Here is a 26,881-nt window from a genome sequence, read left to right on the forward strand (position 1 = left end):
CGTGCTCGTGACCGTGTTGGTTCGCAGCCGTGTTTCACGTGGAACGTCGCCCTTCGCCGTTTCACGTGAAACGGTCAGCGCGTCGCGCCCGTGACGATCCAGCGACCCGATCGGGTACGCAGCCACAGCGTCACCAGACGCATCGCCATCATCAGCGTCATGGCTGCCCACAGCGCGGTGAGCCCACCACCGAGCGTCGGGACGAGAAGCGCCGCGGGAGTGAAGACCACCAGGGTCAGCAGCATGGCCCAGGCAAGGTAGGGACCGTCGCCCGCGCCCATGAGGACACCGTCCAGGACATAGACCACGCCGCAGATCGGCTGTGCGACGGCCACGATCACCAGAGCGGGCAGCGCGGCGTCCTTGACCGAGGAGTCGCCGGTGAACAGGGGCAGGAACGCCGGACGGGACAGCACCACGAGCAGACCCAGTACGACCCCGACAGCGACGCCCCACTCCACCATTCTGCGGCAGGCGTCGCGCGCCCCCTGGGCGTCGTCCGCGCCCAGATAGCGCCCGATGATGGCCTGCCCGGCGATGGCGATGGCGTCGAGAGCGAAGGCGAGCAGGCTCCACAGGGACAGCACGATCTGATGCGCGGCGATGTCGGCGTCGCCGAGTCGGGCCGCCACGGCCGTTGCGATCATGAGAATGGCCCGCAAGGAAAGCGTGCGCACGAGCAGCGGCATCCCGGCCTGGGCGGAGGCCCTGATCCCGGCCACGTCCGGGCGCAGGGAGGCGCCGTGCCGTCGGGCTCCGCGGATGACCACCCACAGATAGACCGCGGCCATGCCGCACTGAGCGATGACGGTGCCCCATGCGGAACCCGCGATGCCGAGCCCGGCGCCGTAGACGAGCACGACATTGAGGACGGCGTTGGCGACGAAGCCGGACACGGCCACATAGAGGGGGGTCCGGGTGTTCTGCAGTCCCCTCAGCACACCGGTCGAGGCGAGCACGACGAGCATGGCGGGGATGCCGAGGGCGGAGATCCGCAGATAGGTGGTGGCATAGGGGGCCGCGGTGTCGGAGGCGCCGAAGAGTTCCACGAGAGAGGGGGCCGTGGGCAGCACGACCGCGATGACGGCGGCGCCGAGCAGCAGTGCGAGCCAGATGCCGTCCACTCCCTGGCGGATCGCTGCCTGCAGGTCCCCCGCGCCGACGCGCCGGGAGACGGCCGCGGTGGTGGCGTAGGCGAGAAAGACGAAAACGCTGACGGCTGTGGTGAGCAGGGCCGAGGCGATGCCGAGTCCGGCGAGCTGAGCGGTCCCGAGATGGCCGACGATGGCACTGTCGGCCATGACGAAAAGGGGCTCGGCGACGAGCGCGCCGAAGGCCGGGACTGCCAGCGCGACGATCTCTCGATCGTGCCGACGCCGGACGGTCCGGGTACGCGCGGGGGCCTGTGTCATGAGCACCAATCTAATCGTCCACAGGTAAGAGATGCAAAGCTTGGACGACCCTTACGTTCACTCTCACCCCGTGGACTTCTGGGTACGGTTCGAAAGGATCTTGATCCGACCGGGCAAGTTTTTCTTCTGCACAGGCGGTGGACGGTAAAAGCGCAGTTCAGGCGCACTTCCTGGGTTGGGGTGCGGGCTTGTTCACAGGGCTGTCCACCGGCTCGTGCACAGGTTTGACGGAGTTCTCCACAGCATCTGGCCAGTCGTCCACATGGCCTGTGGATAACCAGATTGGCTGACGGTGCCCGCGGGCCTACGGTTATCCGGCGCCCGCTCCGTCCGTCGGCCGGTGAACCGTCACAAAACCGACGCGCCAGAACCGGAGTTGGGCGTCTTATTTGTCAGTGCCGTGCCGTAGAAATGAGGGGCACGGCGAGGTCCGCTCGGCGGACGGGAGGAGGTGGCTCGGTGAGCATTTCCGAGCCCTTGGACGACCCGTGGGCCGACAGCGGCCCCAGTGATCGTCTGCCTGCTTCCCTCCGCCGCGATGACGGGGGCCGCAGCCGGGACGAGCAGCACGAGCGCGGCCCGGACAACGGATGGGACGGCGGGGGTGCCGCGTTCGAGCGGGTGCCGCCGCAGGACCTGGACGCCGAGCAGTCCGTCCTCGGCGGGATGCTCCTGTCCAAGGACGCCATCGCCGACGTCGTCGAGATCCTCAAGGGCCACGACTTCTACAAGCCGGCCCACGAGACGGTCTACCAGGCCATCCTCGACGTCTACGCCAAGGGCGAGCCGGCCGACCCCATCACGATCGCCGCCGAACTCACCAAGCGCGGTGAGATCAACAAGGTCGGCGGCGCCTCGTATCTGCACACCCTCGTCCAGACCGTGCCGACGGCCGCGAACGCCGCGTACTACGCGGAGATCGTGCACGAGCGGGCGGTCCTGCGCCGCCTGGTGGAGGCCGGTACCCGGATCACACAGATGGGATACGCGGCCGACGACGACGTCGACGAGATCGTCAACCGCGCCCAGGCCGAGATCTACGCCGTCACCGAGCAGCGCACCAGCGAGGACTATCTGCCGCTCGGCGACATCATGGAGGGCGCGCTCGACGAGATCGAGGCGATCGGGTCGCGCAGCGGCGAGATGACCGGTGTGCCGACGGGCTTCACGGACTTCGATTCGCTGACCAACGGCCTGCACCCCGGGCAGATGATCGTCATCGCCGCACGTCCCGCGATGGGCAAGTCGACCCTCGCGCTGGACTTCGCGCGGGCCGCCTCGATCAAGAACAACCTGCCAAGCGTCATCTTCTCGCTCGAGATGGGACGCAACGAGATCGCGATGCGACTGCTGTCCGCCGAGGCCCGCGTCGCGCTGCACCACATGCGGTCGGGCACGATGACGGACGACGACTGGACTCGGCTGGCGCGCCGGATGCCCGACGTGTCGGCCGCGCCGCTCTACATCGACGACTCCCCGAACCTGTCGATGATGGAGATCCGCGCCAAGTGCCGTCGTCTCAAACAGCGCAACGACCTCAAGCTGGTCGTCATCGACTACCTCCAGCTGATGCAGTCCGGCGGTTCGAAGCGTGCCGAGAGCCGTCAGCAGGAGGTCTCCGACATGTCCCGTAACCTCAAGCTCCTGGCGAAGGAGCTGGAGATCCCGGTCATCGCGCTCTCCCAGCTCAACCGTGGTCCGGAGCAGCGCACCGACAAGAAGCCCATGGTCTCCGACCTGCGTGAGTCCGGCTCGATCGAGCAGGACGCGGACATGGTCATCCTGCTGCACCGTGAGGACGCCTACGAGAAGGAGTCGCCGCGCGCGGGCGAGGCGGACCTGATCGTGGCCAAGCACCGTAACGGCCCGACGGCGACCATCACGGTCGCCTTCCAGGGCCACTACTCGCGCTTCGTGGACATGGCCCAGACCTGACAGCCAGCCAGGTGTGCTTCCTTCTCCCTGAACGGAACGGTGCCACGGGGAAATCGGCTCGACGTGAGGTGTCCCGGCCGGTGGACTGGGCACATGACGACACCTCAGGAAGAGCTGCTCCCCGCCACCCGCCGGGCGTTGACGCACCGGATCGCCGTGGCCCAGGCCGAAGGGCGTACGCCGTCGCTCGTCGCGGCGGTGGTCCGGGGCGGGCGGACCGTGTGGCACGGTGCGCGGACCTCGGTCGACGGGCACGGTCCGGACGAGAACGTGCAGTACCGGATCGGCTCGATCACCAAGACGTTCACCGCGGTCCTGGTCCTTCGGTTGCGCGACGAGGGCCGACTCGACCTCGGGGATCCACTGGAGAAGCACCTGCCGGGCACCGGCGTGGGGGAGGCCACGATCGCCGAGTTGCTCGCGCACTCGGGCGGGCTGGCCGCCGAGTCACCGGCGCCCTGGTGGGAGCGGACGCCGGGCTCCATGCGCCCTGAGCTGGCCGATGTGCTGGGCGAACGGCCGCTGTTGCACCCGGTGGGCCGCCGCCACCACTACTCCAACCCCGGCTACACCCTGCTCGGCGCACTGGTCGAGAAGCTGCGGGGCGCTCCGTGGGAAGAGGTGCTGCAGCGGGAAGTGCTGGACCCGCTGGGGCTGGAGCGTACGGCCACCCGGCCCAGTGCCCCGCATGCCGGCGGCTGGGCGGTGCATCCCTGGGCCGATGTGATGCTGGCGGAGCCCGCCGAGGACCTCGGGCGGATGGCCCCGGCCGGCCAGCTGTGGTCCACCACGGGGGACTTGGCGCGGTTCGCCGTCTTTCTGACACAGGGGGACGACAGGGTGCTCGGGGCGGAGACCGTGCGGGAGATGCGGGCGCCCGCCGCTCCGGTCGAGGCCGCGGACGTCGTGGACGGCGCGGCTTACGGACTGGGCCTGCAGGTCCAGAGCCAGGGCGGGCGGCTGCTCGTGGGGCACTCCGGCTCCCTGCCGGGCTTCCTGGCCAACCTCACCATCGGGGTGGAGGACGACGTGGCCGCGGTCGTCCTGACCAACTGCACCTCCGGTCCACTGCTCGCCGGGGTCGGGGCCGACCTCGTGCGCATCGTCGCCGAGGCGGAGCCCCGCATCCCCGAACCGTGGCGGCCACTGCGAGAGGTCGACTCCTCCGTACTGGAGTTGGCGGGGCAGTGGTACTGGGGGACACACGCCTTCGCCCTGCGGTTGACGTCCGACGGAGGAGTCTCCCTGGGACCGCTGTCGGGCCAGGGGCGCCGCTCACGTTTCCGGCTGAACGGTGACGGCAGCTGGACGGGACTGGAGGGGTACTACGCGGGCGAGTCGCTGCGTGTGGTGAGGCGTCCGGACGGAACCGTGAGCCACCTGGACCTCGGATCGTTCGTCTTCACGCGTCAGCCGTACGAGGAGGGCACCGCTGTGCCGGGCGGAGTGGACCCGGAGGGATGGCGGGGGATCGGCTAGCGGCCGCCCCTGTGGAAGCGGCCCTGTTTCACGTGAAACAGGGCCGCCTCCGCCCGTTGAGGGCGGTAACGGGGCCCTGCCCTCAGAGCTGGAGCTTGAAGCCCGTGTGCGAGGCCGTGAAGCCGAGACGCTCATAGAAGCGGTGAGCATCGGTACGGGTCTTGTCGGAGGTGAGCTGTACCAGGTGGCATCCCTGCCGCCGGGATTCGTCGATCGCCCATTCGATGAGCTGTGTGCCCAGTCCGCTGCCGCGTTCGTCGCCGTGGATGCGTACCCCTTCGACGATCGAACGGACGGCGCCGCGTCGGGACAGTCCCGGGACGATCGTCAGCTGGAGCGTGCCGACGACACGGTTGTCGCGGACCGCCACCACCAGCTGCTGGTTCGGATCGGCCCTGAGTCGTTCGAACGCGGCCAGGTACGGCCCCAGATCGTCCGGTGATTCGCGCTGTGCGCCCAGCGGGTCGTCGGCGAGCATCGCGACGACCGCCGGGATGTCCTCGGCCGTGGTGGGGCGTATTTCGAGATCTCCCATGACCGCACTCTAGAACCGCTCTAGGCGGGCACCGGCGCCTTCAGGGTCTCCACCGCCCGCACCAGCGGGGCCAGGTCGGGGTTGGTGGCCGCCTCGTCGAGGGCCTCGCGCAGGGCGGCGTCATTGGTGGGCCGCGCCTCGTCCAGCAGTTGCAGGCCCGTCGCGGTGACGTTGGTGTAGATGCCTCGCCGATCGGTGGGGCACAGGTAGCGCTCGAGCAGGCCCCGGTCTTCGAGCCGGGTGACCAGCCGGGTGGTCGCGCTCTGGCTGAGGACGACGGCGTCGGCGACCTGCTTCATCTGCAGATGCCCCCCGTCGCCGTCGTGCTGCCGGCTGAGCACGTCGAGCAGGGAGTACTCGCGCACGCTCAGGTCGTGCCCGGCCTGCAGAGTGCGCTCGATGTGTGCCTCGATCCTCCCGTGCAGCAGGGAAAGGGCGCACCAGCCCTGGGAGAGGGCGGTGAGCGCGGGGTCCGTCGCTGTCATGTGGTTCCTCCGTCCAGGAGCGGCTGAGACCAGGGTAGACCAGCTCCGCAATTGTCGTCGCTTGCATATTGCCCGCGTCTGCAATTATTGTGGACGAACGTAAAGCGCTCCTGCAATTATCTGGGAAGGTGTACCCCTCCATGCCTCTCGCGCTTCTGGCCCTCGCGATCGGGGCCTTCGGGATCGGAACGACCGAGTTCGTGATCATGGGCTTGCTGCCCGAGGTCGCGAGCGACTACGGGGTCTCCATCCCCACCGCCGGCTACCTGGTGACCGGATACGCGCTCGGCGTGATGTTCGGCGCCCCGCTGATGACCGTGCTCGGCACCAGGGTTCCGCGCAAGCGGATGCTGATGCTGCTGATGGGCCTGTTCATCGTCGGCAACCTGGTCTCCGCCCTCGCGCCCGCCTTCTCCGTCATGCTGATCGGCCGCGTGGTCGCCTCGCTCGCCCACGGCGCCTTCTTCGGCATCGGATCGGTCGTCGCGGCCGGTCTGGTCGCTCCGCACAAGAAGGCCGGCGCCATCGCGATGATGTTCACCGGCCTGACCGTCGCCAATGTCGTCGGTGTACCGCTGGGCACGCTGATCGGGCAGTCCGCCGGCTGGCGCGTCACCTTCGCCGTCGTCGCCGCGCTCGGGGTCGTCGGCCTGGCCGGAGTCGCCAAGCTGGTCCCCGACGTGCCCAAGGCCGAAGGCGTGCGGCTGCGTCACGAAATGGCCGCGTTCAAGAACGTGCAGGTCCTGCTCGCGATGGCCATGACCGTCCTCGGCTTCGGCGGGGTCTTCGCGGCCATCACCTACATCGCGCCGATGATGACCCATGTCGCGGGCTTCGCCGACGGCTCGGTCACCTGGCTGCTGGTCCTCTTCGGCCTCGGCATGGTCGGCGGCAACCTCGTCGGCGGCCGGTTCGCCGACCGTGCCCTGATGCCCATGCTGTACATCTCCCTGGGCGCCCTGTCCGTCGTACTGGCCCTCTTCACCCTCACCGCACACAACAAGATCGCGTCCGCCGTGACCGTGGTCCTGATCGGGGCCCTGGGCTTCGCCACCGTCCCCCCGCTGCAGAAGCGCGTCCTGGACCACGCCCACGGTGCCCCAACACTGGCCTCCGCGGTGAACATAGGCGCCTTCAACCTCGGCAACGCGCTCTCCGCCTGGCTCGGCGGCGTTGTCATCGCCGCGGGCTTCGGATACACCGCCCCCAACTGGGTCGGCGCCGTGCTCGCCGCGGCCGCGTTGGTCCTCGCCGTCCTCTCGGCCGCCCTGGAACGGCGCGGGAGTGCTCCCGGCACGGTCGTCGCGGGTTCCGTGCCCGCCGAGCAGCGAGCCGCAGCCGTCCGCCACTGAACAACCCACCTCCGCGCCCGTGGGACATGGAGCCAGAGCCGTCTCCGTGCCCTCCGGCCCCCACCGCCTCGGCGACCACCGAGGCACCGCACCACTCGGCACGACCAAGGAGAAGACCCATGAGCACCACCGCTGTCGCCCCGCTGACGATCCAGGACGCCGGAGAACTGGTCACCGCGGCCCACCGCGCCGCCGAGGCGGCCGGCGTCACCGTCAGCGTCACGGTCCTCGACGCCGGGGGCCACCTGCTCGCCTTCCGGCGCGACGACCGCGCCGTGCTGATCTCCGGCGAGACCAGCACGCGCAAGGCCTACACGGCGCTCCAGCTGAACGCTCCCACCGCTGACCTCGTCGACGCGGTGCAGCCCGGAGGCCTCTTCCACACTCTGCCCACCGCTCTCGACCGGCCGCTGCTGTTCATCGCGGGCGGCGTGCCCCTGCACCGGGAGGGCCGGCTGATCGGCGCGATCGGGGTGGGCGGCGGCGCCCCCGAGCAGGACCACGGCTTCGCCTCGGCCGCCGTGCGGGCGCTCGCCTGACCCGCGCCCGAGACTGACGGCGCGGACCGTCCGGGCGTCAGCCGGCCGCGACCGTCAGCGGCGCGAAGCGCCGGGACCAGTCCCCGGGGAGCTCGGTGATCCCGTAGGTCATGACCGCGTTGGGGGCGACCTCGGAGAGGCCGCGCTCCTTCACCCACGCGAGCAGTTCCTTGTGCCGTACGTCGATGTCCGTGCGCAGCGGTCGGTCGGTGCGGGCGGCGAGCGAGCCGATCAGGGCCTTGGCCGTCTCTGTGTCACGGGCGATCAGCGGGCCCACCACGTGGGTGTCCATGTTCGGCCAGGCCGCGGCGTACCCGATGATCCGGCCGTCCTCCTCGGCGACGCGCAACTGGTCGGCGAAGGCGGGCAGGCGCGTGACGATGTGGGTGCGGTCGGCGCCGAAGACGTCCTCGTCGAGCCGGAGGATCGTGGTGAGGTCCTCGGCGGTGGCCGCGCGAGTGACGGCCTTCGGTTCCTGCCCGCCCGGCATGAAACGGCCGCGCACCATCTCCGCCCCGCCCGTCACCTTGAAGCCGAGCTCCTCGTAGAGCGGCCGGCCGTACGGTGTCGCGTGCAGGGTCAGCGGAACGGTGCCCAGGCCGGAGACGACGTGGCGCATCAGCCGGCGTCCGACGCCCTGGCGGGCGTGCCGCTCGGCCACCAGCACCATGCCGATGGCGGCGAGTGCGGGGCGCTCCTGCGGTCCGTACTCGGTGACGGTGCAGGCGGCGACGAGACCGCCGCCGGGGTCGTCGATGCCGTACCCCTTGCCGGCCGTGAGGAGGAATCCCCACTTGTGCTCCTCGCGCAGCCACCCCCGGTCCTCGGACAGGTCGGCGCAGGCGGTGAGATCGCGGAGCGTCAGACGGCGGATCGGAGCAGAGATGAGGAAAGGTGTCGGCACGCAGGTCAGGCTGTCCGACCCTGACCGTCCGCGTCCACCTCTTTCCCGTGGAACATGCGGGCTTTCGGCCATGTCGGTTCAGCCGAGGTCGGGGGCGTGCAGGGCATGCACACCCTCGATGTTGCCGTCCAAGTAATGCCGCAGCGACAGTGGCACGAGGTGGACGGAGGCGATCCCGACCCGGGTGAACGGCACTCTGACGATCTCGTACTCACCGGCGGGCTCGTCGACCTCGGGGCCGTGCCGCAGGGACGGGTCCATGGATTCCAGGTGACAGACGAAGAAGTGCTGCACCTTCACGCCGGTCGTCTCGGCGTCCTCGCCGATGTGCTCCACGGTGTCCACGAAGCAGGGCACCACGTCGCTGATCTTGGCGCCGAGTTCCTCGTACACCTCACGGTGCAGGGCGTCCACGACGGTGGTGTCGTCCGGCTCCACCCCGCCGCCGGGAGTGACCCAGTACGGATCGACACCGGGCTTGGTCCGCTTGATCAGGATCAGGTGGTCGTCGTCCAGCAGGACGGCGCGAGCGGTGCGCTTGACCACGGGTCGGACGGTCATGGGAGAAATGTGGCCCGGCTGGTTCCACGTGAAACATCGTGAGGCGCGCCCGGTCCGTGTATGCGCCGACTCAGTTCCAGTCGGCGGCCGCGCGCAGCAGCCACTCGTGGGCCCGGGCGATGTGCGACATCGCCAACGTGCCGGTGCGCACCACCAGGAAGTACGTCCGCAGCGGCGGCACCGGTGGGTCGTGCAGGGTGACGACCTCCCCGCGCTCCAGCGCCTCCGCGCACAGATAGCGGGGCAGGACGGCGAGTCCCGCACCCGCGACCGCGCAGGCGAGAACCGCACGCAGATCGGGGGCGACGACCGCGGCCGGGGCGGATGGCCGGGCGTCGAAGACGGAGGCCCAGTAGCGGGCGACGAAGGGCAGTGACTCGTGCACTTCGACCACGGGGACGTGCTGGAGAGCGGACGCATCGGTGTCGCGGAGGCTTTCGACACCCGCACGCTCCGCCCAGTCAGGCGCCGCGACCAGGACGTGCACCTCGTCGCAGAGCGGTGTGGCCGTGAGCAGCGTGCCGCGAGGGCGAGCCGTGCCGATGGCCAGATCGTGATGCCCGGCGGCCAAGCCGTCCAAAGTGTCCTCGGCGTTCCCGAACGAGGCGCGCAGAGCGAGGGCCCGGCCGTCCTCGCCGGTGAGTTCGGTGAGCGCGGGCAGCGCCCGTTCGGCGGTGAACTCGGGCGGTCCGGCCAGATGCAGGGTGCGCAAGGCGGAGTCGTCCGTCACCCCCGTCTCGGTGATCTCCACCAGCGCGTCGAGATGCGGTGCGGTCTTGTGGGCGAGTTCGTCGCCGATGGTCGTCGGGGTCACGCCGCGGGCCTGTCGGAGGAACAGCGGGCGGCCGAGCTGACGCTCCAGCGTGCGGATCTGGGAGGTGACAGCGGGCTGGGAGAGGCCGAGCAGAGCGGCCGCGCGAGTGAAGGAACCGGCCCGGTGCACGGTGACGAAGGTGCGGAGCAAGGCCAGATCCACGGAAACCCGTCCCCTCTTCTGTTCTTCCCCAGCCTCCCGGCCGTGCCCAACTATAAATAAGTCGATAGGTCGCTGTCGCTCCTGTGATTGGACACTGACACTGAGTCAACTAGCCTTGGTCGCGCGGTTCTTCGCGCGGAACCGGAGGACGGTCCGAGCCACGAGGGGGGAGGCTCGGACCGTCCGTGCGCCGGTTCAGTCCGCCGTTTCGTCCAGCGCGCGCAGCAGATCCGCCACCAGGTCGTCCGGATCCTCCGCGCCGACCGAGAGCCGGATGAAGCCCTCCGGCACCGCGTCACCGCCCCAGCGCCCGCGCCGCTCCGCCGTGGACCGCACCCCGCCGAAGCTCGTCGCGCCCTCGACGAGGTGCAGGGCGTCCAGGAAGCGATCGGCACGCGCGCGCGAAGGCAGCGTGAAGGAGACGACACAGCCGTAGCGCAGCATCTGCTGCGACGCGATCTTGTGGGACGGGTCGTCGGGCAGCCCGGGGTACCGCAGGCCGGTGATCTCGGGCCGTGCCCGGAGCGCTTCGGCCACCCTGAGCGCGGTGGCGTCCTGCCGGTCCACGCGCAGCTGGAGAGTGGCGATCGAGCGGTGCGCGAGCCACGCCTCCATGGGCCCGGGAATCGCGCCGACGATCTTGCGCCAACGCCGTACGGCGGCCATCGCCCCGGCGTCGCGACCGGCCACGTAGCCGAGGAGGACGTCGCCGTGGCCGGTGAGCTGCTTGGTGCCGCTGGCCACCGAGAAGTCGGCGCCGAGCTCCAGCGGGCGCTGCCCGAGCGGGGTGGCGAGGGTGTTGTCGACGGCGACCAGGGCACCGCGCGCGTGCGCCGCCTCGACGAGCCGCCGTACGTCGCACACGTCCAGCCCGGGGTTCGACGGCGTCTCGATCCACAGCAGCTTCGCCCCGTCCAGGACGTCGAGCTGGGCGTCCTGGCCGGTCGGCGCGGTGCGCACCTCGATGCCGTACGCCTCCAGCTGCGCGCGGACCAGCGGCAGTGCCTGGTAGCCGTCGTCGGGCAGGACGGCCGTGTCGCCGGCGCGCAGCTGGGAGAAGAGCACCGAGGAGATGGCGGCCATGCCCGAGGCGAAGACGAGTGTCTCCACGCCGTCCTGTCCGGGCGCCTCCAGCTCGCCGATGGCGCTCTCGAGGCGGGTCCAGGTCGGGTTCTCGTCGCGGCCGTAGGTGTAGGGACCGGTCGGGTCGCCCGGCAGGTGGTAGTGGGCGGCGAACACCGGGCCGGGCAGGGTCGGCTCGTGCTTGACGGGTTCGGGCAGCCCGGCCCGCACCGCGCGCGTGCCGTCGCCGGGGCCGGAAGGGGATCTCTCCGTGCCGGTGCCTGCGCTGTCGTTCGTAGCGGAATCGCTCATGCCGCCCGTCCTTCCACTTGCTCGCGTACCGCGGCGAGCAGTCCGGTGCTCGCCGCCTCCACCATCTCAAGGCATTCCTCGAAGCCGTCCTGGCCCCCGTAGTACGGGTCCGGGACATCCAGGTCACCGCCCTCGGCGGCGGGGTCGTACGACCGCAGCAGGCGCACCTTGGCCGCGTCCCGCTCCGTGGGGGCGAGACGCCGCAAGGCCCTCAGGTGGCCGGCGTCAAGGGCGACGACCAGGTCGAGACGGGAGAACCAGGACTGCTGGAACTGCCGGGCCGTGTGGTCGAGACCGTAACCGTGCTCCGCCAGGACGGCCACGGTGCGCGGGTCCGCGCCCTCACCCTCGTGCCAGCCGCCGGTGCCGGCGCTGTCGGCCTCGACCAGGTCGTCGAGCCCGGCGTCCGCCACGCGCGCGTGGAAGACTGCCTCGGCCATCGGGGAGCGGCAGATGTTGCCCGTGCACACGAAACAGACGCGGTAGGTCATCGGGATCAGTCCCCGTCGGGCAGGAACGCGTTGAGGGCCCAGGAGACGATCGAGATGATCAGGCCACCCAGGACGGCGGTCCAGAACCCTTCGACGTGGAAGCTCACGTCGAGCTTGTCGGCCACCCACGACGTGAGCAACAGCATCAGCGCGTTGACCACCAGCGTGAACAGGCCGAGGGTCAGGATGAACAGCGGGAAGGTCAGCACCTGCACGATCGGCTTGACCACCATGTTGACCAGGCCGAACACCAGGGCGACCACGATCAGGGTGACCGCCTTCTCCCCGGTGCTGCCCCCGGTCAGGGTGATCTTGTCGAGCAGCCACACGGCGACCGCGAGGGCGCCCGCGTTGGCGATCGTCTTGACTAGGAAATTCTTCATGTGTCTGATCGTGGCAGATGCGATCGGACACGAACGGTGAGGCAGGGGCGGACGAGGCGATGAAGGCATTCCGGCTGGACGAACTGGAGGCGGAGCGCGCCGCCAACGACGGTGCCTATCTGCAGTTCCTGCGGGAGCGGAACATGTCGGCCGGCCTGTACGCCCTCGACGCGGGGACGGCCGACCCGCAGAAGCCGCACGCGCAGGACGAGGTGTACTTCGTGGTGAGCGGCCGGGCCGCGATCACCGTCGGCATGGAGACCACCCAGGTCGCCCGCGGCAGCGTGGTCTACGTGCCGGCCGGGGTCGCCCACAAGTTCCATCACATCAGCGAGGACCTGCGGGTTCTGGTGGTGTTCTCTCCGCCGGAGAGCTGAGGCCCGGCCCCGGGGTTCCCTAGGGGATCGGTCAGGGGGAGACAAGGGATGCGAGGCCCCTGTCGTGACGCTCGCGGCCCTAGCATCGAGTGCAGGACATCAGAGGACTCCCCAGGATTCCCCGAAAGGTAAGGGCAAGGGCGATGCGAGAGATCTTCACGGGACTTCCGTGGTGGGTGAAGTGGATCGCGGTGCCGGTCATCGCCCTGGTCGTGTTCGGCGGGCTGATCGCCAGCGTGGTCGGGTTCGTGATCGGACTGCTGTTCAAGCTACTGGTCTTCGTCGCGCTCGTTGGCGGACTGATCTATGTCGTACGCAAGTTCATGTCGAGCTCGTCGTCCCGCAGCGACTGGTGAGAGCCTTGGGACACCGGTGGCGGTAACAGGAACCACCGGTTCCCTCGGGCGAGGGAAGTTTCCCGGACGGGTCGTCGGTGAGCGGTGACCGGCGGTTAGAGTCCGGAACTCCAGGCGGGGGCGACCTCGCGAACGGCGCACACCCCCACCCGTGTTCTCCGCACGGGCTGCCACCTCGCGTTCCGGGAGTGACCCTTGGCCACGGCTGACACCGCATTCGCTCAGCTGCACGCCCTTCCCGTGCAGCCCCGCTCTACGCCCGGGACATCCCCCGCACCGTCCGCAGCCGACCCGCCTTCCGCGACGCTGATCGGCTCCGTGCAGCGGGCGATGCGCCTGCTCGAGTGCGTCGCTGAGCACCAGTACGGAGCCCCCGCCAAACAACTGGCCCGCGAGACGGGGCTCGCGCTGCCCACGGCGTACCACCTGCTGCGCACCCTGGTCCACGAGGGTTATCTGCGCCGGGACAAGGGGCTGTTCTTCCTCGGCGAGGCCGCCGAGCGGCTGGGCAGCAGCGGGGCCGAGCAGAAACGTCGCAGCACGGTGGTGGACACCATGGCGCGCTGGCGGGACGCGATCGGCGTCCCCGTGTACTACGCCATGTACCGGGACGGCGAGATCGAGGTGATGTGCGTCTCCGACACCCCGGGCAATCCGGCGGTCGAGGAGTGGGCGGACTTCCGTGAGACCGGGCACGCGCACGCCATCGGGCAGTGTCTGCTCTCCCAGCTCGACGAGGATGCCCGCCGCGACCACCTGGACCGCTACCCGGTGCAGCCGATCACGCCGTACACGGTGCGTGACGGACACAGTCTGCTGAGGCGGCTGGAACGCATGCGCCGGATGACGCCGGTGACCGAGCGCCAGGAGTACGCGCTGGGGACGGTCTGCGCGGCGATCCCGATCACCGTCGGCACCACGGCCGCCACGATGGCCATCTCACTGCCCCTGCACCAGGCGGACCGGCTGCTGCCCGCGGCCCAGCGCTTGCAGAACGAGGTGGGGCGGCGTCTGGGCTCGCTCGCGCTCTCTATCAGTATCTGAAAACTCACTCCTTGTGATCTGGTGTGTACGTTGAGCAAGATGCCACCAGTGTTAGAGGTTTGATTCCCGGACAGTCGACGGCGAATGACGGGGTAGGCGAATGGGCGAGTCCGTACAGGCGGAGGTCATGATGAGCTTTCTCGTGTCCGAGGAGCTCTCTTTCCGCATCCCGGTGGAGCTGCGCTACGAGACCCGGGATCCCTATGCCGTACGCCTGACCTTCCATCTGCCCGGAGACGCGCCGGTGACCTGGGCCTTCGGCCGGGAGTTGCTGGTCGACGGGGTGGGCCGGCCGTGCGGCGACGGTGATGTGCGCATCGCACCGGTCGACCCCGAGCCCCTGGCCGAGGTGCTGATCCGTCTTCAGGTCGGCAGCGACCAGGCCCTGTTCCGTTCCTCGGCGGCGCCCCTCGTGGCCTTCCTCGACCGCACCGACAAGCTGGTGCCCCTGGGCCAGGAGGGTGCGCTCGCCGACTTCGACAGCCACCTCGACGAAGCCCTGGACCGCATCCTGGCCGAGGAGCAGAGCGCGGGCTGAACCGTTACGGCAGTCCCGGGGCGGTGGCGTAACGCTTCGTCGGGCGCCTCAGCGCTTACGGCGCCGCCCCCGCCCGCCCCGGGCGGGGGCACCCGGGCCCGCGGCCGCCGTGGCTCCCGCCGCCTGGGCCGCTCCTCCGGCCGGCCGGTCCGCCGACACGACCAGGGCGGCGAGGGCCGTGGTGACCGGCACGGACGCCACCAGGCCGATCGAGCCGACCAGCGTCCGCACGATCTCCTCCGCGACCAGTTCGCTGTTGGCGACCGTCCCCACCCCGCTCTGCGCGATCGAGAACAGCAGCAGCAGGGGCAGCGCGGCGCCCGCGTAGGCCAGGACCAGCGTGTTCACCACCGAGGCGATGTGGTCGCGGCCGATGCGGATGCCCGCGCGGTACAGGCCGCGCCAGCCCATCGTGGGGTTGGCCTCGTGCAGTTCCCAGACCGCCGACGTCTGCGTGACCGTCACGTCGTCGAGGACACCGAGCGAACCGATGATGACCCCCGCGAGCAGCAGGCCGCTCATGTCGATCGACGGGTAGAGGCCGTGGATGAGCCCGGTGTTGTCGTCCGTGTTGCCGGTGAGCGCGGCCCAGCCGATGAAGAGCGACCCGAGCACACCGATCAGCAGCAGCGAGATCAAGGTGCCGAGCACCGCCACGGACGTGCGGGCCGACAGCCCGTGGCACAGGTACAACGCGATCAGCATGATGGCGCTGGACCCGATCACCGCCACGACCAGGGGGTTCGAACCCTGCAGGATGGCGGGCAGGATGAAGAAGTTCAGCAGCATGAAGCTGATGGCCAGCGAGACCAGCGCCATGAGACCGCGCAGCCGTCCGACGACCACGACGGCGAGGGCGAAGATGCCCGCGAGCAGGGCCAGGGGGAGCCGGCGGTTGATGTCGGTCACCGAGTACTGCAGGTCCTTGGGCGCGGAGGGCTCGTAGGCGACCACCACCTCCTGGCCCTCGTGCAACTGCCGTGACTGGTCCGGCTGCACGATCTCCTCGAACGTACGGCCCTTGTCGTCGCCGGTGCCCACGCGGATGGTCGCCCGCTTGCACTCGCCCTTCGCCTGCTGCACGGCGGAGGAGCCCTCGGCGGTGGACGTGTCGCCGGTCGGGGTGCCGCCCGAGGCGTTGACGGACTGACAGCTCAGCTCGACCACCTTGGTGACGGTGGCCTGTTGTGTCTGGCGGTCGAAGCCGACTCCGGTGCGTTCGTGCGGAGGTGCGCCGCCCGGCCACAGCACCGCGAGTCCGACCAGCACGGCCGCGGCGAAGGGGATCAGGACCGCGGCGATGACCTTCCGCAGATGCCGGGACACGGGGGCCGCCGGTCCGTGACTGTGCGAGTGCCCGTGCCCACCGCCCGCACCGTGCCCACCGCCCGCACCGTGCCCACCGCCCGCACCATGCCCGCTTCCCGCACCGTGCGCGTCGCCCGCTCCGTCTCCGTGACCAGCCTCAGGTCTGCCGTCGCCCGCGCCGTGAGCGACGACGGGGACGTGGTCGGCTGCCCGGCCGTCGCCCTCTTCGGCGTTCGGTCCGCGGCCGGGCCGACGCGGCGGGAAGGAGGGATGCTGCGGTGTGGTCACCGCCCGATCATCGCAAGAACAAGGGGGGCCCTCTGTTCACCGCGCCCGAATGGGCGTTAGCGTGGAGGCACCTTTGTACACGCGGGAGCTCGGAGCACCGGGCTGAGAGGGCGCTGACCTCCGTCCCAGCGATGTTTCACGGGAAACGTCATCGAAGTCGAGTGATGTATCCCACGAAGCGCCGCCGGACGGAATCCGCTGCGTCGACCGCCGAACCTGTTACCGGGTAATGCCGGCGTAGGGAGTAGGTCTCATGACCATCAAGGACGCACGCACGCCTGCCTCCGCACAGAATTCGGCTCAGAACTCCGCGCAGAACTCCGCCCAGGAGGACACCGCGGAGACCACGGAGGCCGGGAAGTCCATCGGCTGGCACAAGGCGTACGTCGAGGGCTCGCGCCCCGATCTGCGGGTGCCGGTCCGTCAGGTGCACCTCACCAACGGGCAGTCGGTCACGCTGTACGACACCTCGGGCCCGTACACCGATCCACTCGTCGACACCGATGTCCGCAGGGGCCTCGCACCGCTGCGGGAGAACTGGATCATCGCCCGCGGTGACACCGAGGAGTACGCGGGCCGTCCCGTCCGTCCCGAGGACGACGGCGTCAAGCACACCTCGCCGCGCGGCGGCCTGCGCAACCTCGACGCCGTCTTCCCCGGCCGGCCGCGCCAGCCCCGCCGCGGCCGTGACGGCAACGCGGTGACGCAGCTCGCGTACGCACGCCGGGGCGAGATCACGCCGGAGATGGAGTACGTGGCCGTCCGGGAGAACGTCTCGCCGGAAGTGGTCCGCGAGGAGATCGCCGCGGGACGTGCCGTGCTGCCCGCCAACGTCAACCACCCCGAGATTGAGCCGATGATCATCGGCAAGCGGTTCCTGGTGAAGGTCAACGCCAACATCGGCAACTCGGCGGTGACGTCCTCCATCGAGGAGGAGGTCGACAAGATGACCTGGGCGACCCGGTGGGGCGCCGACACGGTCATGGACCTCTCCACCGGCCGCAACATCCACACCACGCGCGAGTGGGTCCTGCGCAACTCCCCCGTCCCCATCGGGACCGTGCCGCTCTACCAGGCCCTGGAGAAGGTCGACGGCCGGGCCGAGGAGCTGACCTGGGAGATCTACAAGGACACCGTGATCGAACAGGCCGAGCAGGGTGTGGACTACATGACGGTCCACGCCGGTGTGCGCCTGCCGTACGTACCGCTGACCGCGAACCGCAAGACCGGCATCGTCTCGCGCGGCGGCTCGATCATGGCGGCGTGGTGCCTGGCGCACCACAAGGAGTCGTTCCTCTACGAGAACTTCGAGGAACTCTGCGAGATCCTCGCCGCCTACGACGTCACGTACTCCCTCGGCGACGGCCTGCGCCCGGGGTCGATCGCGGACGCCAACGACGAGGCGCAGTTCGCCGAGTTGCGCACCCTCGGGGAACTCAACCGGATCGCCAAGCGTTGCAACGTACAGACCATGATCGAGGGCCCGGGACATGTCCCGATGCACAAGATCAAGGAGAACATCGACCTTCAGCAGGAGATCTGCGATGAAGCTCCGTTCTATACGCTCGGCCCGCTGACCACGGACGTCGCGCCGGCGTACGACCACATCACCTCCGGCATCGGTGCCGCGATGATCGCCTGGTGGGGCACGGCCATGCTCTGCTACGTCACGCCCAAGGAGCATCTGGGCCTGCCCAACCGTGACGACGTCAAGACCGGCGTCATCACCTACAAGATCGCCGCCCATGCCGCCGACCTCGCCAAGGGGCACCCAGGTGCACAGGAGTGGGACGACGCGCTGTCGGACGCCCGGTTCGAGTTCCGGTGGGAGGACCAGTTCAACCTGGCCCTCGACCCGGACACGGCACGGGAGTTCCACGACGAGACCCTGCCGGCCGAGCCCGCCAAGACGGCCCATTTCTGCTCGATGTGCGGGCCCAAGTTCTGCTCGATGAAGATCTCGCAGGACATTCGCCGGCAGCACGGGAGCAGCAAGGGCGAGATCGAGGAGGGCATGGCGCAGAAGTCGAAGGAGTTCGCGGCGGCGGGCAACCGCGTGTACCTGCCGATCGCGGACTGAGCACACCGGCGCGGGGAGGGGACAGGCCGCCCGGTCGGCCCTCTCCCCGTCAAGGGGTCCTGCTCGGCAGACTGGACGCATGAAAGCCACCTCCCTGAGCAAGGGTGCCAACGTCGCGGTCGACTCCCCCGCGGTGCGCGCCGAACTCGTGTGGTCCGCCGGGCCGGGCGTCCCCGAGGTCGACGCCTCGGCGCTGCTGCTCACCTCGGCCGGACGGGTGCGGGACGACGGCGACTTCGTCTTCTACAACCAGCCCCGCCACACGTCCGGCGCGGTGGGCCACCTGGGCAAGCGGGTCGGCCCCGGCGCGAACGCGGGTGTCACGACCGATGCCGTCGAGGTGGACCTGCGTTCGGTGGAGTCGTCGGTCGAACGCATCGTCCTGTGCGCCTCGGCGGACGGCGGTACCTTCGGCCGGGTTCCCGGGCTGTCGCTGCGGTTGCTGGACGCCGCGTCCGGCACCGAACTGGCCCGGTTCGACATCACGGCCGGGACGGAGACCGCCCTGGTCGGCGGCGAGTTGTACCGGCGCCAGGGGACGTGGAAGTTCCGTGCGGTCGGACAGGGCTACGCCTCCGGGCTCGCGGGGCTGGCGACCGACTTCGGCATCACCGTGGACGACGACGCTCCCCCGGCGGCGGCCGCGCCCCCGGCCTCCGCCCCGTCGGCGGCTGCCCCGGCGGCCCCGCCGACGGCTCCCCCGGTGCCCGCCCCACCGGCCGCACCCGTGCCGCCGCCACCGGCCCCGGCTCCGACCGCTCCGGGCCCCCGTCTCACCAAGGGCGAGGAACGCCTGCCCGTGGACATGCGCAAGCGGCTGTCCCTGCGCAAGGAGCAGGTCGCGGTCAGCCTGAGCAAGCACGGGGCGGCCGGGGTCACCGCGCGCGTCCTCCTCGTACTGGACGCCTCCGGGTCCATGTCCTTCCTCTACTCCAAGGGCGTCGTCGCGGACGTCGTGGAGCGGATGGCCGCCGTCGCCGCGCAGTTGGACGACGACGGGGAGATGCAGGCATGGACCTTCGCCTCCAACCCGGCACGCCTGCCCGACCTGCGCCTGGGCGAGCTGCCCGAATGGCTGCGGCTGCACGTGCGCGTGGGGGAGATCAGTTTGTTCCGGCGAGGCAGGAAGAAGGGCCTGCACCCCGAGCAGGTCGACATGCGGGCGGTCGGCATCCAGAACGAGGAGCAGAAGGTGATCGCCGAGGTCCGGGCCTTCGTCCGGGACCACCCGGCGCCGGTTCCGACCCTGGTGCTGTTCTTCTCCGACGGTGGCGTCTACCGCAACGCCGAGATCGAGCGGGAGCTGCGGGAGGCCGTGGAGGAACCGGTCTTCTGGCAGTTCGTGGGGCTCGGGCGCGCCGAATACGGGGTGCTGGAGCGGTTCGACACCCTGCCGGGCCGCCGCGTAGACAACGTGGGCTTCTTCGCCGTCGACGACATCGGCACCGTACCGGACCCGGAGTTGTACGACCGTCTGCTGTCCGAGTTCCCGTCCTGGATCACTGCCGCCGGCCGGGCGGGCATCCTCTGAAGCGCTGCCCGCCCGTGCCGGTGGCTACTCGGGCCGGTGTTCCGGGCCACCGAAGTCCGGGCTGCTGTAGTCCGGGCTCGAGTAGCTCGGACGCGGTCCCGCGTCAGGGCCGCCGTCGGGGCTGGTGAACCCGGGACGGCCGTAGCCGAGGTGCGGCATGCGGCTGCCGCTCGGGGCGGCCGGTCCGGTGCGGTGCAGTGCCGCCGTGCCCGGTTCGCTGAGCGCCTCCCGGAGGAAGGGCAGGATGCCCCGTTCCAGCAGCGCCTCGTGCCAGGCATCCCTGGCCCGGGTCACCTCCTCGTCGCGGGCGCTGTAGAAGCCGGACTCGGCGGAGGGGCGGTTGCGCAGCGCGGTGAGCAGCAGCCCCACCGCGGCGACGAGGATCGCCACCGCGGTGAAGGCACCGAACACCCATCCGGTGGTGAGCATGGTCTGTGCGAAGGTCTCCTCCGGGTCGAGCATCTTCAGGAGGTAGCCGACCAGCAGGAATATCGCCGCCGCGGTGCCGGCCAGGACCGGTGCCAGGACGGCGACGACGGCGACGGCCCCCGCGCCGGTCGCCTCGGCCATCTCGCCCATGGTGGCGGCGAGTCCCCCCGCGCTCGTGCCCTGCTCCTGGGAGCCGGATTCGCGCGTGGCGGACGACGGGCCCGAGGGCGCCGGGTGGCGCAGTTCCTCGCGGACCTTCACGTAGTGCTGGTACTCGGTCGTGGCCGCCGCCGTGATGAGGGCGGTGGCGTTGAGTGCCATGGTGCGCAGTTGTTCGGAGTTGAGCCGCTGACCGACCGCGGCCAGCTCCGGGCGGTGTGGTGCGGAGCGCAGCGCCTCGTCGAGGACCCGCTCGTACTCTTGGCGGTCCTCGTTCGACAGGTGCTGCGGAACGCTGTTCATGTGCATCCCCCGATGCTCCGTAGGGCTTGGGGCTCGCATGCCAACGAGCCGTCGGGCAGAAACGGAGGGGAGCCTGCTACGGATAAGCCGATGGTAGAGCGGTGACGGTGGAGGGTGACAGGGGGTTTCCAGAAATTGGGTGCCGGTCCGTACCGACGGCGCCGCCCGAAAAGCCGTCCGGTGAACGGTCAGGCGTCCAGTGGAAGTTGCTGGACCAGCAGCTTTCCGGCCATGGTCACGCCGCCGTCCATCGCGATGGCCAGGCCGTCCGCGTAGACGTGCGGTCCCTCGACCACGGTACGGGTGTCGTCCTCGCCGTCCTCGGAGCCGACTTCGCCCAGCAGGTAGGGGATGGGGCTGTGGCCGTGAACGATCCGGGTGCCGCCGTACGTATCCAGCAGGGAGCGCACGGCGTCGGCGCCGCCCTCGTCGCGGAAGGAGAAGCGCTTGGTGAACTTGCGGAACAGGTCCCACACCTCTTCCGCGTCGTTGCGCGTGATCGTCTCGCGGACGGTGTCGTTGACCTCTTCGATGGAGCGGCCGTAGTCGAGGTAGGTCGTGGCGTCCGAGTGGACCAGGAGGTGGTCGTCCACTTCTTCCATGGCGTCGAGGCGGGCCATCCACTGCAGGTGGTGGTCCTGCAGGCGGTCCATGTCGGTCTTCTGGCCGCCGTTCAGCAGCCAGGCGGCCTGGAAGGTGGCGGTGCCCGCGCCGGAGTTGACGGGGGTGTCGCCGAACCGCTTGGCGCCGAGCAGCAGCAGTTCGTGGTTGCCCATCAGGGCCTTGCAGTAGCCGCCCGCAGCGGCGGCCTCGGCGGACAGCCGCATCACCAGGTCGATGACGCCGATGCCGTCCGGGCCGCGGTCGGTGAAGTCGCCGAGGAACCACAGCCGGGAGGTGCCCGCGCACCACTGGCCGGCCTCGTCGACGAGGCCCTTCTCCCGCAGGGCGGCCAGCAGCTCGTCGAGGTAGCCGTGCACGTCGCCGACGACGAAAAGGGGACCCTGGCCGGTGGTGGGCTGCTGCACCACGACCGGCTCGGGGTCGACCGCGACCTGGACCGTGTCACCCCGACGGATGACGGGCAGATCGCGCTGGGTGGGTGTGTAGCCCTCGGGCAGGGACTCCTCGAGCCCTTCCTCGGCGGGCGGCGCCGAGTCGCTCGCGTGCGTGCCGGGGGCAGCGTACGGAGCGGTCTCGTGGACGTACGCGGGTACCCGGAAGTCGCGCACCGTCGCCGTCCGCTCCACCTCGGGTCCCTGACCGGCCCCCTGAGTCATCGACCCCTCCACCATCGCGCCGCATCTGCACCGCTTCGGACTGCCTGGTCGCAGCGGCCCGCGGTGTGTGGGCCCATCATAGGAATGCGGATCGCGCTGTGTGATGACCCAGGGGTGGTGAATCAGGACAGGACTCCGGTTCCCTGCGGCTTTCGCCCCGATTGGGCCTGGCTTCGCCCGTCCGTGACCGCGGGTCACCCGTGTTCCGGACGTGGCGGATGTGGTCTTCGCCGCCCTGTTTCGCGTCGTTCCGCGCCGTCGCCCCCGTCGCTCTTGCGCGCCCCGCTCCGACCGGGACGCGCGGTGCGCCACCGCCCCGCGACCGCGCCCCGGCCCCGCATTTGCGCTCCCGGGCCCGCCCCTACTCGCCCTCCGGCGACCGCGGCGGGCTGACCGTCGTACGCGGCGGGCGCCGCTGCGACGACGTGCGCACGATCAGTTCGGTCGGTATCACCTGCTCGACCGGCTGGTCGGAGTGCAGCCCCTCGATCGCGTCGATGAGGACCTGGATCACGGCGGTGCCGATGCGGCGGGGTTTGAGCGACAGGGTGGTGATGGGCGGCTCGGTGCTGGCGTACACGGTGGACTCGCTGCAGCAGACCAGCAGCAGGTCCTCGGGGACGCGCAGTCCGTAGCGGCGGGCGGCGGCGAGCAGGTCGGTGCCGTTCGGGTCGAACAGGCCGTAGACGGCGTCGGGCCGGTCTGGGCGGGCGAGCAGCCGGTCGGCGGCGACCGCGCCGGCGCACGGGTCGTGGGCCGGGTAGGCCTCGTAGACCGGGTCCTGTCCGACGCGCTCGCACCAGCGCAGGTAGGCGGTGGTCGACAGGTGGGTGTACGTGTCGGTGGTGGTGCCGGTGAGCAGGCCGATCCTGCGCGCGCCCGCGTCGGCGAGGTGGTCGAGGATGCCGAGTACGGCCGCCTCGTGGTCGTTGTCGACCCAGGCGGTGACCGGCAGCGAGCCGGCCGGGCGGCCGTCGGAGACGACGGGTAAACCCTGGCGGACCAGCTCGCTGACGACCGGGTCGTGGTCCGAGGGGTCGATGACGACCGTGCCGTCGAGCGCGACGTTGGACCACACGTCGTGACGGGAGGTCGCCGGGAGGATGACGAGCGCGTAGCCGCGGGCGAGCGCGGCCGACGTGGCGGCGCGCGCCATCTCGGCGAAGTACGCGAACTCGGTGAAGGTGAAAGGTTCATCCCCGTACGTCGTGACGGTCAGGCCGATGAGTCCGGACTTGCCGGTGCGGAGCGTGCGGGCGGCGGCCGAGGGCCGGTAGCCCAGTCGGTCGGCGACCTCGCGCACATGGCGCCGGGTGGCATCCGGGAGTCGGCCCTTGCCGTTGAGGGCGTCGGAGACGGTAGTGATGGATACTCCGGCGGCGGCGGCCACGTCCCTGATGCCCGCCCGGCCCGGCCGGCTGCCTCGACGTGAGGTTTCCGCGCGGCTCACCTGGTGCTTCCCTGCTGCTGTCATGGCGAGCCGATAGTAGGGCTCATGGGGTGGGGTAGTGCGGACGCATATGCACGCGTTGACAGTCACGTTTCTGCATGATCATTAGCGGTGAACACCCTTGGAAAGCAAGCCAGTTGGGTCCACTCATCCCATTACCTGACGTGTTGACCAGTGAGGGCCTGCGGGGTGGTGGATGTTGCGAAGAGGTCTCAACTCACCTGCACGAGGGATGCGCGCCACGGCGCGAGCCACCGGCGCGTAGATATATGTGCGGCGCGCCCCCCGAATCGTGCGCCTTCGTGCCCTGATGCCCTTGATGCCAGTGTGACGGACGAGGTCACCTCCCACCTATACGCAGCGGCAGCGAATCCTCTTAAGGTGAGGAGTATTCGATGCCGGTGGTGGTCACGAGGAGGACTGCGGTGAGCGAGAAGAGCCCCAAGCTGCGCGCCGAGCTGGAGGGGATTCCGACCTACAAGCCGGGCAAGCCCGCCGCGGCCGACGGGCCGGTGGCCTACAAGCTGTCCTCCAACGAGAACCCCTATCCGCCCCTGCCGGGTGTGATGGAGACGGTGACGGCCGCGGCCGCCTCCTTCAACCGGTACCCGGACATGGCCTGCACCTCGCTGATGAGTGAGCTGTCGGACCGTTTCGGGGTGCCCCTGGCCCACCTGGCCACCGGGACCGGGTCGGTCGGTGTGGCCCAGCAGCTGATCCAGGCGACCTCGGGCCCCGGCGACGAGGTGATCTACGCCTGGCGCTCCTTCGAGGCGTACCCGATCATCACCCAGATCAGCGGTGCGACGTCCGTGCAGGTGCCGCTGACGCCGGGCGAGGTGCACGACCTGGACGCGATGGCGGACGCGATCACCGACCGGACCCGGCTGATTTTCGTCTGCAACCCCAACAATCCCACGGGCACGGTGGTACGGCGGGCCGAGCTGGAGCGGTTCCTGGACCGGGTGCCGAGCGATGTCCTGGTGGTCCTCGACGAGGCCTACCGCGAGTTCATCCGTGACGCGGAGGTCCCGGACGGCGTCGAGTTCTACCGTGAGCGGCCCAACGTCTGCGTCCTGCGCACCTTCTCCAAGGCCTACGGCCTGGCAGGTCTGCGGGTCGGCTTCGCGATCGCCCACGAGCCGGTGGCGGCGGCGCTGCGCAAGACGGCGGTGCCCTTCGGGGTCAGCCAGATCGCGCAGGAGGCGGCGATCGCCTCGCTGCGCGCGGAGGACGAGCTGATCGGCCGGGTCGGCTCGCTGGTGTGCGAGCGCTCCCGCGTCGTCGACGCGCTGCGCGCGCAGGGCTGGACGGTGCCAGAGACCCAGGCCAACTTCGTCTGGCTGCGGCTGGGGGAGCGCACGCTCGCCTTCGCGGAGGCCTGCGAGCAGGCCGGCGTGGTCATCCGCCCCTTCGCGGGCGAGGGCGTGCGCGTGACGGTCGGGGAGAGCGAGGCGAACGACATCTTTCTGAAGGTGTCGGAGGAGTTCCGCAAGGAGCTGTAGCCCCCGCCGGGGCAGGACGACGCATCGCGGGACGGCCGGGCGCCGTCCCGCGATTTCGCATGCGGTGGGCACGGCTCCCGCCCCTCGGATTCAACGGTCTGCCGAAGTTCCGGCGAAGGGGTTGACGTCACAGGGGACCCCCCTTCCGGTGTCGAAAAGCAGTAGGTCATAATTGCTTGTGAATGTGAACGCGTTCACAAGCGTGTCCCGATTGCGCCCGCGTTGGGTGTGACAAACACGCTCAAACCGCCGCTGACCACGGCGGTGTGGCGATGTGAGGAGAGTGACGACGTGGACTTGGCTCTGGCGCCGGAGACGCTGGCGCGATGGCAGTTCGGCATCACGACCGTCTACCACTTCCTGTTCGTCCCGCTGACGATCTCGCTGGCCGCTCTCACGGCCGGACTGCAGACCGCCTGGGTCCGCACGGAGAAGGAGAAGTACCTCAGGGCGACCAAGTTCTGGGGCAAGCTCTTCCTGATCAACATCGCGATGGGTGTCGTCACCGGCATCGTGCAGGAGTTCCAGTTCGGCATGAACTGGTCCGACTACTCCCGCTTCGTCGGTGATGTCTTCGGTGCTCCGCTCGCCTTCGAGGCGCTGATCGCCTTCTTCTTCGAGTCCACCTTCATCGGGCTGTGGATCTTCGGCTGGGACAAGCTGCCCAAGAAGATCCACCTGGCCTGCATCTGGATGGTCTCGATCGGCACCCTGCTGTCGGCGTACTTCATCCTCGCGGCCAACTCCTGGATGCAGCACCCCGTCGGCTACCGGATCAACGAGGAGAAGGGCCGCGCCGAGCTCACCGACTTCTGGCAGGTCCTCACCCAGAACACCACCCTCAACCAGGTCTTCCACAGCTTCTCGGCGGCCTTCCTCACGGGCGGCGCCTTCATGGTCGGCATCGCCGCCTTCCACCTGATGCGCAAGAAGCACATCCCGGTGATGCGGACCTCGCTCCGGCTCGGCCTGGTGACCCTGGCGGTCGGCGGCCTGCTCACCGCGGTCAGCGGCGACACCCTCGGCAAGGTCATGTACGAGCAGCAGCCGATGAAGATGGCAGCCGCCGAGGCCCTGTGGGACGGCGAGAAGCCGGCACCCTTCTCGGTCTTCGCCTACGGGGACGTCGACGAGGGGCACAACAAGGTCGCCCTGGAGATCCCCGGACTGCTGTCCTTCCTCGCACACAGCGACTTCGAGTCCTACGTGCCCGGCATCAACGACACCAACAAGGCCCTCCAGGAGCAGTTCGGCCCCGGCGACTACAAGCCCATCGTCCCCGTCGCCTACTGGGGCTTCCGCTGGATGATCGGCTTCGGCATGGCGTCCTTCTCCCTCGGCCTGCTCGGCCTGTGGCTGACACGGAAGCGGTTCCTGCTGCCACCGGCCCTGCGCACCGGGGAGGACGAGGTCCCGCGGCTGGTGCTGCTGAAGAAGCCGCTCGGGGCGAAGCTCTCCCGGATGTACTGGCTGGTGGCGCTGTGGACGATGGCGTTCCCGCTGATCGCCAACTCCTGGGGCTGGATCTTCACCGAGATGGGCCGGCAGCCCTGGGTCGTCTACGGCGTGATGCAGACCCGCGACGCGGTCTCCCCCGGTGTCTCCACCGCCGAGGTCATCATCTCGATGTCCGTCTTCACCCTGCTGTACGCCGTCCTGGCCGTCATCGAGGTCAAGCTCCTGGCGAAGTACGTGAAGGCGGGGCCGCCCGAGCTGACCGAGGCCGACCTCAATCCGCCCACGAAGATCGGTGGCGATCTCCGTGACGCCGACAAGCCGATGGCCTTCTCGTACTAGGCCGAGGGAG

General features: G+C 69.8%; 25 protein-coding genes. 12 read left to right on the forward strand and 13 right to left on the reverse strand.

Going from position 1 to position 26,881, the window contains the following annotated elements; genetic code table 11:
• Window positions 1–74: 74 nt before the first annotated feature.
• Window positions 75–1,412 (reverse strand): MATE family efflux transporter, encoded by a 1,338-nt coding sequence (locus ACZ56V_RS14855; protein ID WP_468942402.1) that lies wholly within the window; start codon window positions 1,410–1,412, stop codon window positions 75–77.
• A gap of 459 nt (window positions 1,413–1,871) precedes the next feature.
• Here ACZ56V_RS14855 and dnaB point away from each other — a divergent pair, with 459 nt between their 5' ends.
• Together dnaB and ACZ56V_RS14865 are read left to right on the forward strand one after the other, a co-directional pair.
• Window positions 1,872–3,347, forward strand: a complete 1,476-nt coding sequence (dnaB, locus tag ACZ56V_RS14860; protein ID WP_468942405.1) for a replicative DNA helicase — start codon at window positions 1,872–1,874, stop codon at window positions 3,345–3,347.
• Between the two features lie 93 nt (window positions 3,348–3,440).
• Complete coding sequence (locus ACZ56V_RS14865; RefSeq protein WP_398911372.1) at window positions 3,441–4,826, forward strand: serine hydrolase domain-containing protein; 1,386 nt, start codon at window positions 3,441–3,443, stop codon at window positions 4,824–4,826.
• Window positions 4,827–4,908: 82 nt separating this feature from the next.
• Here the strand turns inward: ACZ56V_RS14865 and ACZ56V_RS14870 are convergent, their stop codons facing one another.
• Window positions 4,909–5,361, reverse strand: a complete 453-nt coding sequence (locus ACZ56V_RS14870) for a GNAT family N-acetyltransferase (RefSeq protein WP_467378720.1) — start codon at window positions 5,359–5,361, stop codon at window positions 4,909–4,911.
• Window positions 5,362–5,381: 20 nt separating this feature from the next.
• Window positions 5,382–5,846 (reverse strand): MarR family winged helix-turn-helix transcriptional regulator, encoded by a 465-nt coding sequence (locus ACZ56V_RS14875; RefSeq protein ID WP_468942409.1) that lies wholly within the window; start codon window positions 5,844–5,846, stop codon window positions 5,382–5,384.
• 140 nt (window positions 5,847–5,986) lie between these two features.
• Here ACZ56V_RS14875 and ACZ56V_RS14880 point away from each other — a divergent pair, with 140 nt between their 5' ends.
• Together ACZ56V_RS14880 and ACZ56V_RS14885 are read left to right on the forward strand one after the other, a co-directional pair.
• Entirely contained in the window at window positions 5,987–7,198 is a 1,212-nt protein-coding gene (locus ACZ56V_RS14880) for an MFS transporter (protein ID WP_468942412.1), read from the forward strand.
• Between the two features lie 119 nt (window positions 7,199–7,317).
• On the forward strand, window positions 7,318–7,737 hold the full coding sequence (locus ACZ56V_RS14885) for a heme-binding protein (protein ID WP_398911367.1): 420 nt from the start codon (window positions 7,318–7,320) through the stop codon (window positions 7,735–7,737).
• A 37-nt stretch (window positions 7,738–7,774) separates the two neighbouring features.
• Here the strand turns inward: ACZ56V_RS14885 and ACZ56V_RS14890 are convergent, their stop codons facing one another.
• The 6 genes from ACZ56V_RS14890 to ACZ56V_RS14915 form a co-directional block, all read right to left on the reverse strand.
• Window positions 7,775–8,641 carry a GNAT family N-acetyltransferase gene (locus tag ACZ56V_RS14890; protein ID WP_398911365.1) on the reverse strand — a complete coding sequence of 289 codons (867 nt, stop codon included), beginning with the start codon at window positions 8,639–8,641 and terminating at the stop codon, window positions 7,775–7,777.
• Between the two features lie 78 nt (window positions 8,642–8,719).
• Window positions 8,720–9,202 (reverse strand): NUDIX hydrolase, encoded by a 483-nt coding sequence (locus tag ACZ56V_RS14895; RefSeq protein ID WP_398911363.1) that lies wholly within the window; start codon window positions 9,200–9,202, stop codon window positions 8,720–8,722.
• 70 nt (window positions 9,203–9,272) lie between these two features.
• Window positions 9,273–10,178: a LysR family transcriptional regulator gene (locus ACZ56V_RS14900; protein WP_468942416.1), complete on the reverse strand. Its 906-nt coding sequence runs from the start codon at window positions 10,176–10,178 to the stop codon at window positions 9,273–9,275.
• A gap of 195 nt (window positions 10,179–10,373) precedes the next feature.
• Window positions 10,374–11,552: a cystathionine gamma-lyase gene (locus tag ACZ56V_RS14905; RefSeq protein ID WP_467378710.1), complete on the reverse strand. Its 1,179-nt coding sequence runs from the start codon at window positions 11,550–11,552 to the stop codon at window positions 10,374–10,376.
• Complete coding sequence (locus ACZ56V_RS14910) at window positions 11,549–12,043, reverse strand: low molecular weight protein-tyrosine-phosphatase (protein WP_356366730.1); 495 nt, start codon at window positions 12,041–12,043, stop codon at window positions 11,549–11,551. Before ACZ56V_RS14910 ends, ACZ56V_RS14905 begins: the two co-directional genes overlap by 4 nt.
• Before the next feature lie 5 nt (window positions 12,044–12,048).
• The gene (locus ACZ56V_RS14915; RefSeq protein ID WP_104633764.1) at window positions 12,049–12,426 is read right to left on the reverse strand and encodes a phage holin family protein; all 378 of its coding nucleotides are present in this window, start codon (window positions 12,424–12,426) and stop codon (window positions 12,049–12,051) included.
• Between the two features lie 59 nt (window positions 12,427–12,485).
• On the opposite strand from ACZ56V_RS14915, the gene ACZ56V_RS14920 reads away from it, so the two are divergent.
• From ACZ56V_RS14920 to ACZ56V_RS14935, 4 genes are all read left to right on the forward strand, one after another.
• Window positions 12,486–12,803 carry a cupin domain-containing protein gene (locus tag ACZ56V_RS14920; protein WP_468942675.1) on the forward strand — a complete coding sequence of 106 codons (318 nt, stop codon included), beginning with the start codon at window positions 12,486–12,488 and terminating at the stop codon, window positions 12,801–12,803.
• A 143-nt stretch (window positions 12,804–12,946) separates the two neighbouring features.
• Window positions 12,947–13,159 (forward strand): DUF5326 family protein, encoded by a 213-nt coding sequence (locus ACZ56V_RS14925; RefSeq protein WP_007388908.1) that lies wholly within the window; start codon window positions 12,947–12,949, stop codon window positions 13,157–13,159.
• 318 nt (window positions 13,160–13,477) lie between these two features.
• Window positions 13,478–14,203: an IclR family transcriptional regulator gene (locus ACZ56V_RS14930; protein ID WP_468942678.1), complete on the forward strand. Its 726-nt coding sequence runs from the start codon at window positions 13,478–13,480 to the stop codon at window positions 14,201–14,203.
• 100 nt (window positions 14,204–14,303) lie between these two features.
• Window positions 14,304–14,741 (forward strand): SsgA family sporulation/cell division regulator, encoded by a 438-nt coding sequence (locus tag ACZ56V_RS14935; protein ID WP_007388906.1) that lies wholly within the window; start codon window positions 14,304–14,306, stop codon window positions 14,739–14,741.
• Window positions 14,742–14,789: 48 nt separating this feature from the next.
• Here ACZ56V_RS14935 and ACZ56V_RS14940 read toward each other — a convergent pair whose 3' ends face one another.
• On the reverse strand, window positions 14,790–16,337 hold the full coding sequence (locus ACZ56V_RS14940) for a YibE/F family protein (RefSeq protein WP_468942422.1): 1,548 nt from the start codon (window positions 16,335–16,337) through the stop codon (window positions 14,790–14,792).
• A 253-nt stretch (window positions 16,338–16,590) separates the two neighbouring features.
• On the opposite strand from ACZ56V_RS14940, the gene thiC reads away from it, so the two are divergent.
• Both thiC and ACZ56V_RS14950 read left to right on the forward strand, forming a co-directional pair.
• Entirely contained in the window at window positions 16,591–18,417 is a 1,827-nt protein-coding gene (gene thiC / locus ACZ56V_RS14945; protein ID WP_468942425.1) for a phosphomethylpyrimidine synthase ThiC, read from the forward strand.
• 79 nt (window positions 18,418–18,496) lie between these two features.
• Window positions 18,497–19,948, forward strand: a complete 1,452-nt coding sequence (locus ACZ56V_RS14950; RefSeq protein ID WP_468942427.1) for a VWA domain-containing protein — start codon at window positions 18,497–18,499, stop codon at window positions 19,946–19,948.
• Window positions 19,949–19,972: 24 nt separating this feature from the next.
• Here ACZ56V_RS14950 and ACZ56V_RS14955 read toward each other — a convergent pair whose 3' ends face one another.
• From ACZ56V_RS14955 to ACZ56V_RS14965, 3 genes are all read right to left on the reverse strand, one after another.
• Window positions 19,973–20,845 carry a hypothetical protein gene (locus tag ACZ56V_RS14955; protein WP_356366720.1) on the reverse strand — a complete coding sequence of 291 codons (873 nt, stop codon included), beginning with the start codon at window positions 20,843–20,845 and terminating at the stop codon, window positions 19,973–19,975.
• Between the two features lie 182 nt (window positions 20,846–21,027).
• Window positions 21,028–22,134, reverse strand: a complete 1,107-nt coding sequence (sppA, locus tag ACZ56V_RS14960; protein WP_398911333.1) for a Ser/Thr/Tyr protein phosphatase SppA — start codon at window positions 22,132–22,134, stop codon at window positions 21,028–21,030.
• A 346-nt stretch (window positions 22,135–22,480) separates the two neighbouring features.
• Window positions 22,481–23,593, reverse strand: coding sequence for a LacI family DNA-binding transcriptional regulator (locus ACZ56V_RS14965; RefSeq protein WP_003975000.1), 1,113 nt, complete (start codon window positions 23,591–23,593; stop codon window positions 22,481–22,483).
• Window positions 23,594–23,994: 401 nt separating this feature from the next.
• Here ACZ56V_RS14965 and hisC point away from each other — a divergent pair, with 401 nt between their 5' ends.
• Together hisC and ACZ56V_RS14975 are read left to right on the forward strand one after the other, a co-directional pair.
• Entirely contained in the window at window positions 23,995–25,074 is a 1,080-nt protein-coding gene (hisC, locus tag ACZ56V_RS14970) for a histidinol-phosphate transaminase (RefSeq protein WP_356366716.1), read from the forward strand.
• A 291-nt stretch (window positions 25,075–25,365) separates the two neighbouring features.
• On the forward strand, window positions 25,366–26,871 hold the full coding sequence (locus ACZ56V_RS14975) for a cytochrome ubiquinol oxidase subunit I (RefSeq protein WP_398911330.1): 1,506 nt from the start codon (window positions 25,366–25,368) through the stop codon (window positions 26,869–26,871).
• Window positions 26,872–26,881 lie beyond the last annotated feature (10 nt).

It is taken from the genome of Streptomyces sp. NPDC034099, assembly GCF_055575415.1.

Coding starts and splice junctions, on each gene's coding strand:
- ACZ56V_RS14855 (WP_468942402.1), bottom strand. CDS start 1,412: ATGACACAGGCCCCCGCGCGTACCCGGACCGTCCGGCGTCGGCACGAT.
- ACZ56V_RS14865 (WP_398911372.1), top strand. CDS start 3,441: ATGACGACACCTCAGGAAGAGCTGCTCCCCGCCACCCGCCGGGCGTTG.
- ACZ56V_RS14870 (WP_467378720.1), bottom strand. CDS start 5,361: ATGGGAGATCTCGAAATACGCCCCACCACGGCCGAGGACATCCCGGCG.
- ACZ56V_RS14875 (WP_468942409.1), bottom strand. CDS start 5,846: ATGACAGCGACGGACCCCGCGCTCACCGCCCTCTCCCAGGGCTGGTGC.
- ACZ56V_RS14880 (WP_468942412.1), top strand. CDS start 5,987: ATGCCTCTCGCGCTTCTGGCCCTCGCGATCGGGGCCTTCGGGATCGGA.
- ACZ56V_RS14885 (WP_398911367.1), top strand. CDS start 7,318: ATGAGCACCACCGCTGTCGCCCCGCTGACGATCCAGGACGCCGGAGAA.
- ACZ56V_RS14895 (WP_398911363.1), bottom strand. CDS start 9,202: ATGACCGTCCGACCCGTGGTCAAGCGCACCGCTCGCGCCGTCCTGCTG.
- ACZ56V_RS14905 (WP_467378710.1), bottom strand. CDS start 11,552: ATGAGCGATTCCGCTACGAACGACAGCGCAGGCACCGGCACGGAGAGA.
- ACZ56V_RS14910 (WP_356366730.1), bottom strand. CDS start 12,043: ATGACCTACCGCGTCTGTTTCGTGTGCACGGGCAACATCTGCCGCTCC.
- ACZ56V_RS14915 (WP_104633764.1), bottom strand. CDS start 12,426: ATGAAGAATTTCCTAGTCAAGACGATCGCCAACGCGGGCGCCCTCGCG.
- ACZ56V_RS14920 (WP_468942675.1), top strand. CDS start 12,486: ATGAAGGCATTCCGGCTGGACGAACTGGAGGCGGAGCGCGCCGCCAAC.
- ACZ56V_RS14925 (WP_007388908.1), top strand. CDS start 12,947: ATGCGAGAGATCTTCACGGGACTTCCGTGGTGGGTGAAGTGGATCGCG.
- ACZ56V_RS14935 (WP_007388906.1), top strand. CDS start 14,304: ATGGGCGAGTCCGTACAGGCGGAGGTCATGATGAGCTTTCTCGTGTCC.
- thiC (WP_468942425.1), top strand. CDS start 16,591: ATGACCATCAAGGACGCACGCACGCCTGCCTCCGCACAGAATTCGGCT.
- ACZ56V_RS14950 (WP_468942427.1), top strand. CDS start 18,497: ATGAAAGCCACCTCCCTGAGCAAGGGTGCCAACGTCGCGGTCGACTCC.
- ACZ56V_RS14955 (WP_356366720.1), bottom strand. CDS start 20,845: ATGCACATGAACAGCGTTCCGCAGCACCTGTCGAACGAGGACCGCCAA.
- sppA (WP_398911333.1), bottom strand. CDS start 22,134: ATGGTGGAGGGGTCGATGACTCAGGGGGCCGGTCAGGGACCCGAGGTG.
- ACZ56V_RS14965 (WP_003975000.1), bottom strand. CDS start 23,593: ATGACAGCAGCAGGGAAGCACCAGGTGAGCCGCGCGGAAACCTCACGT.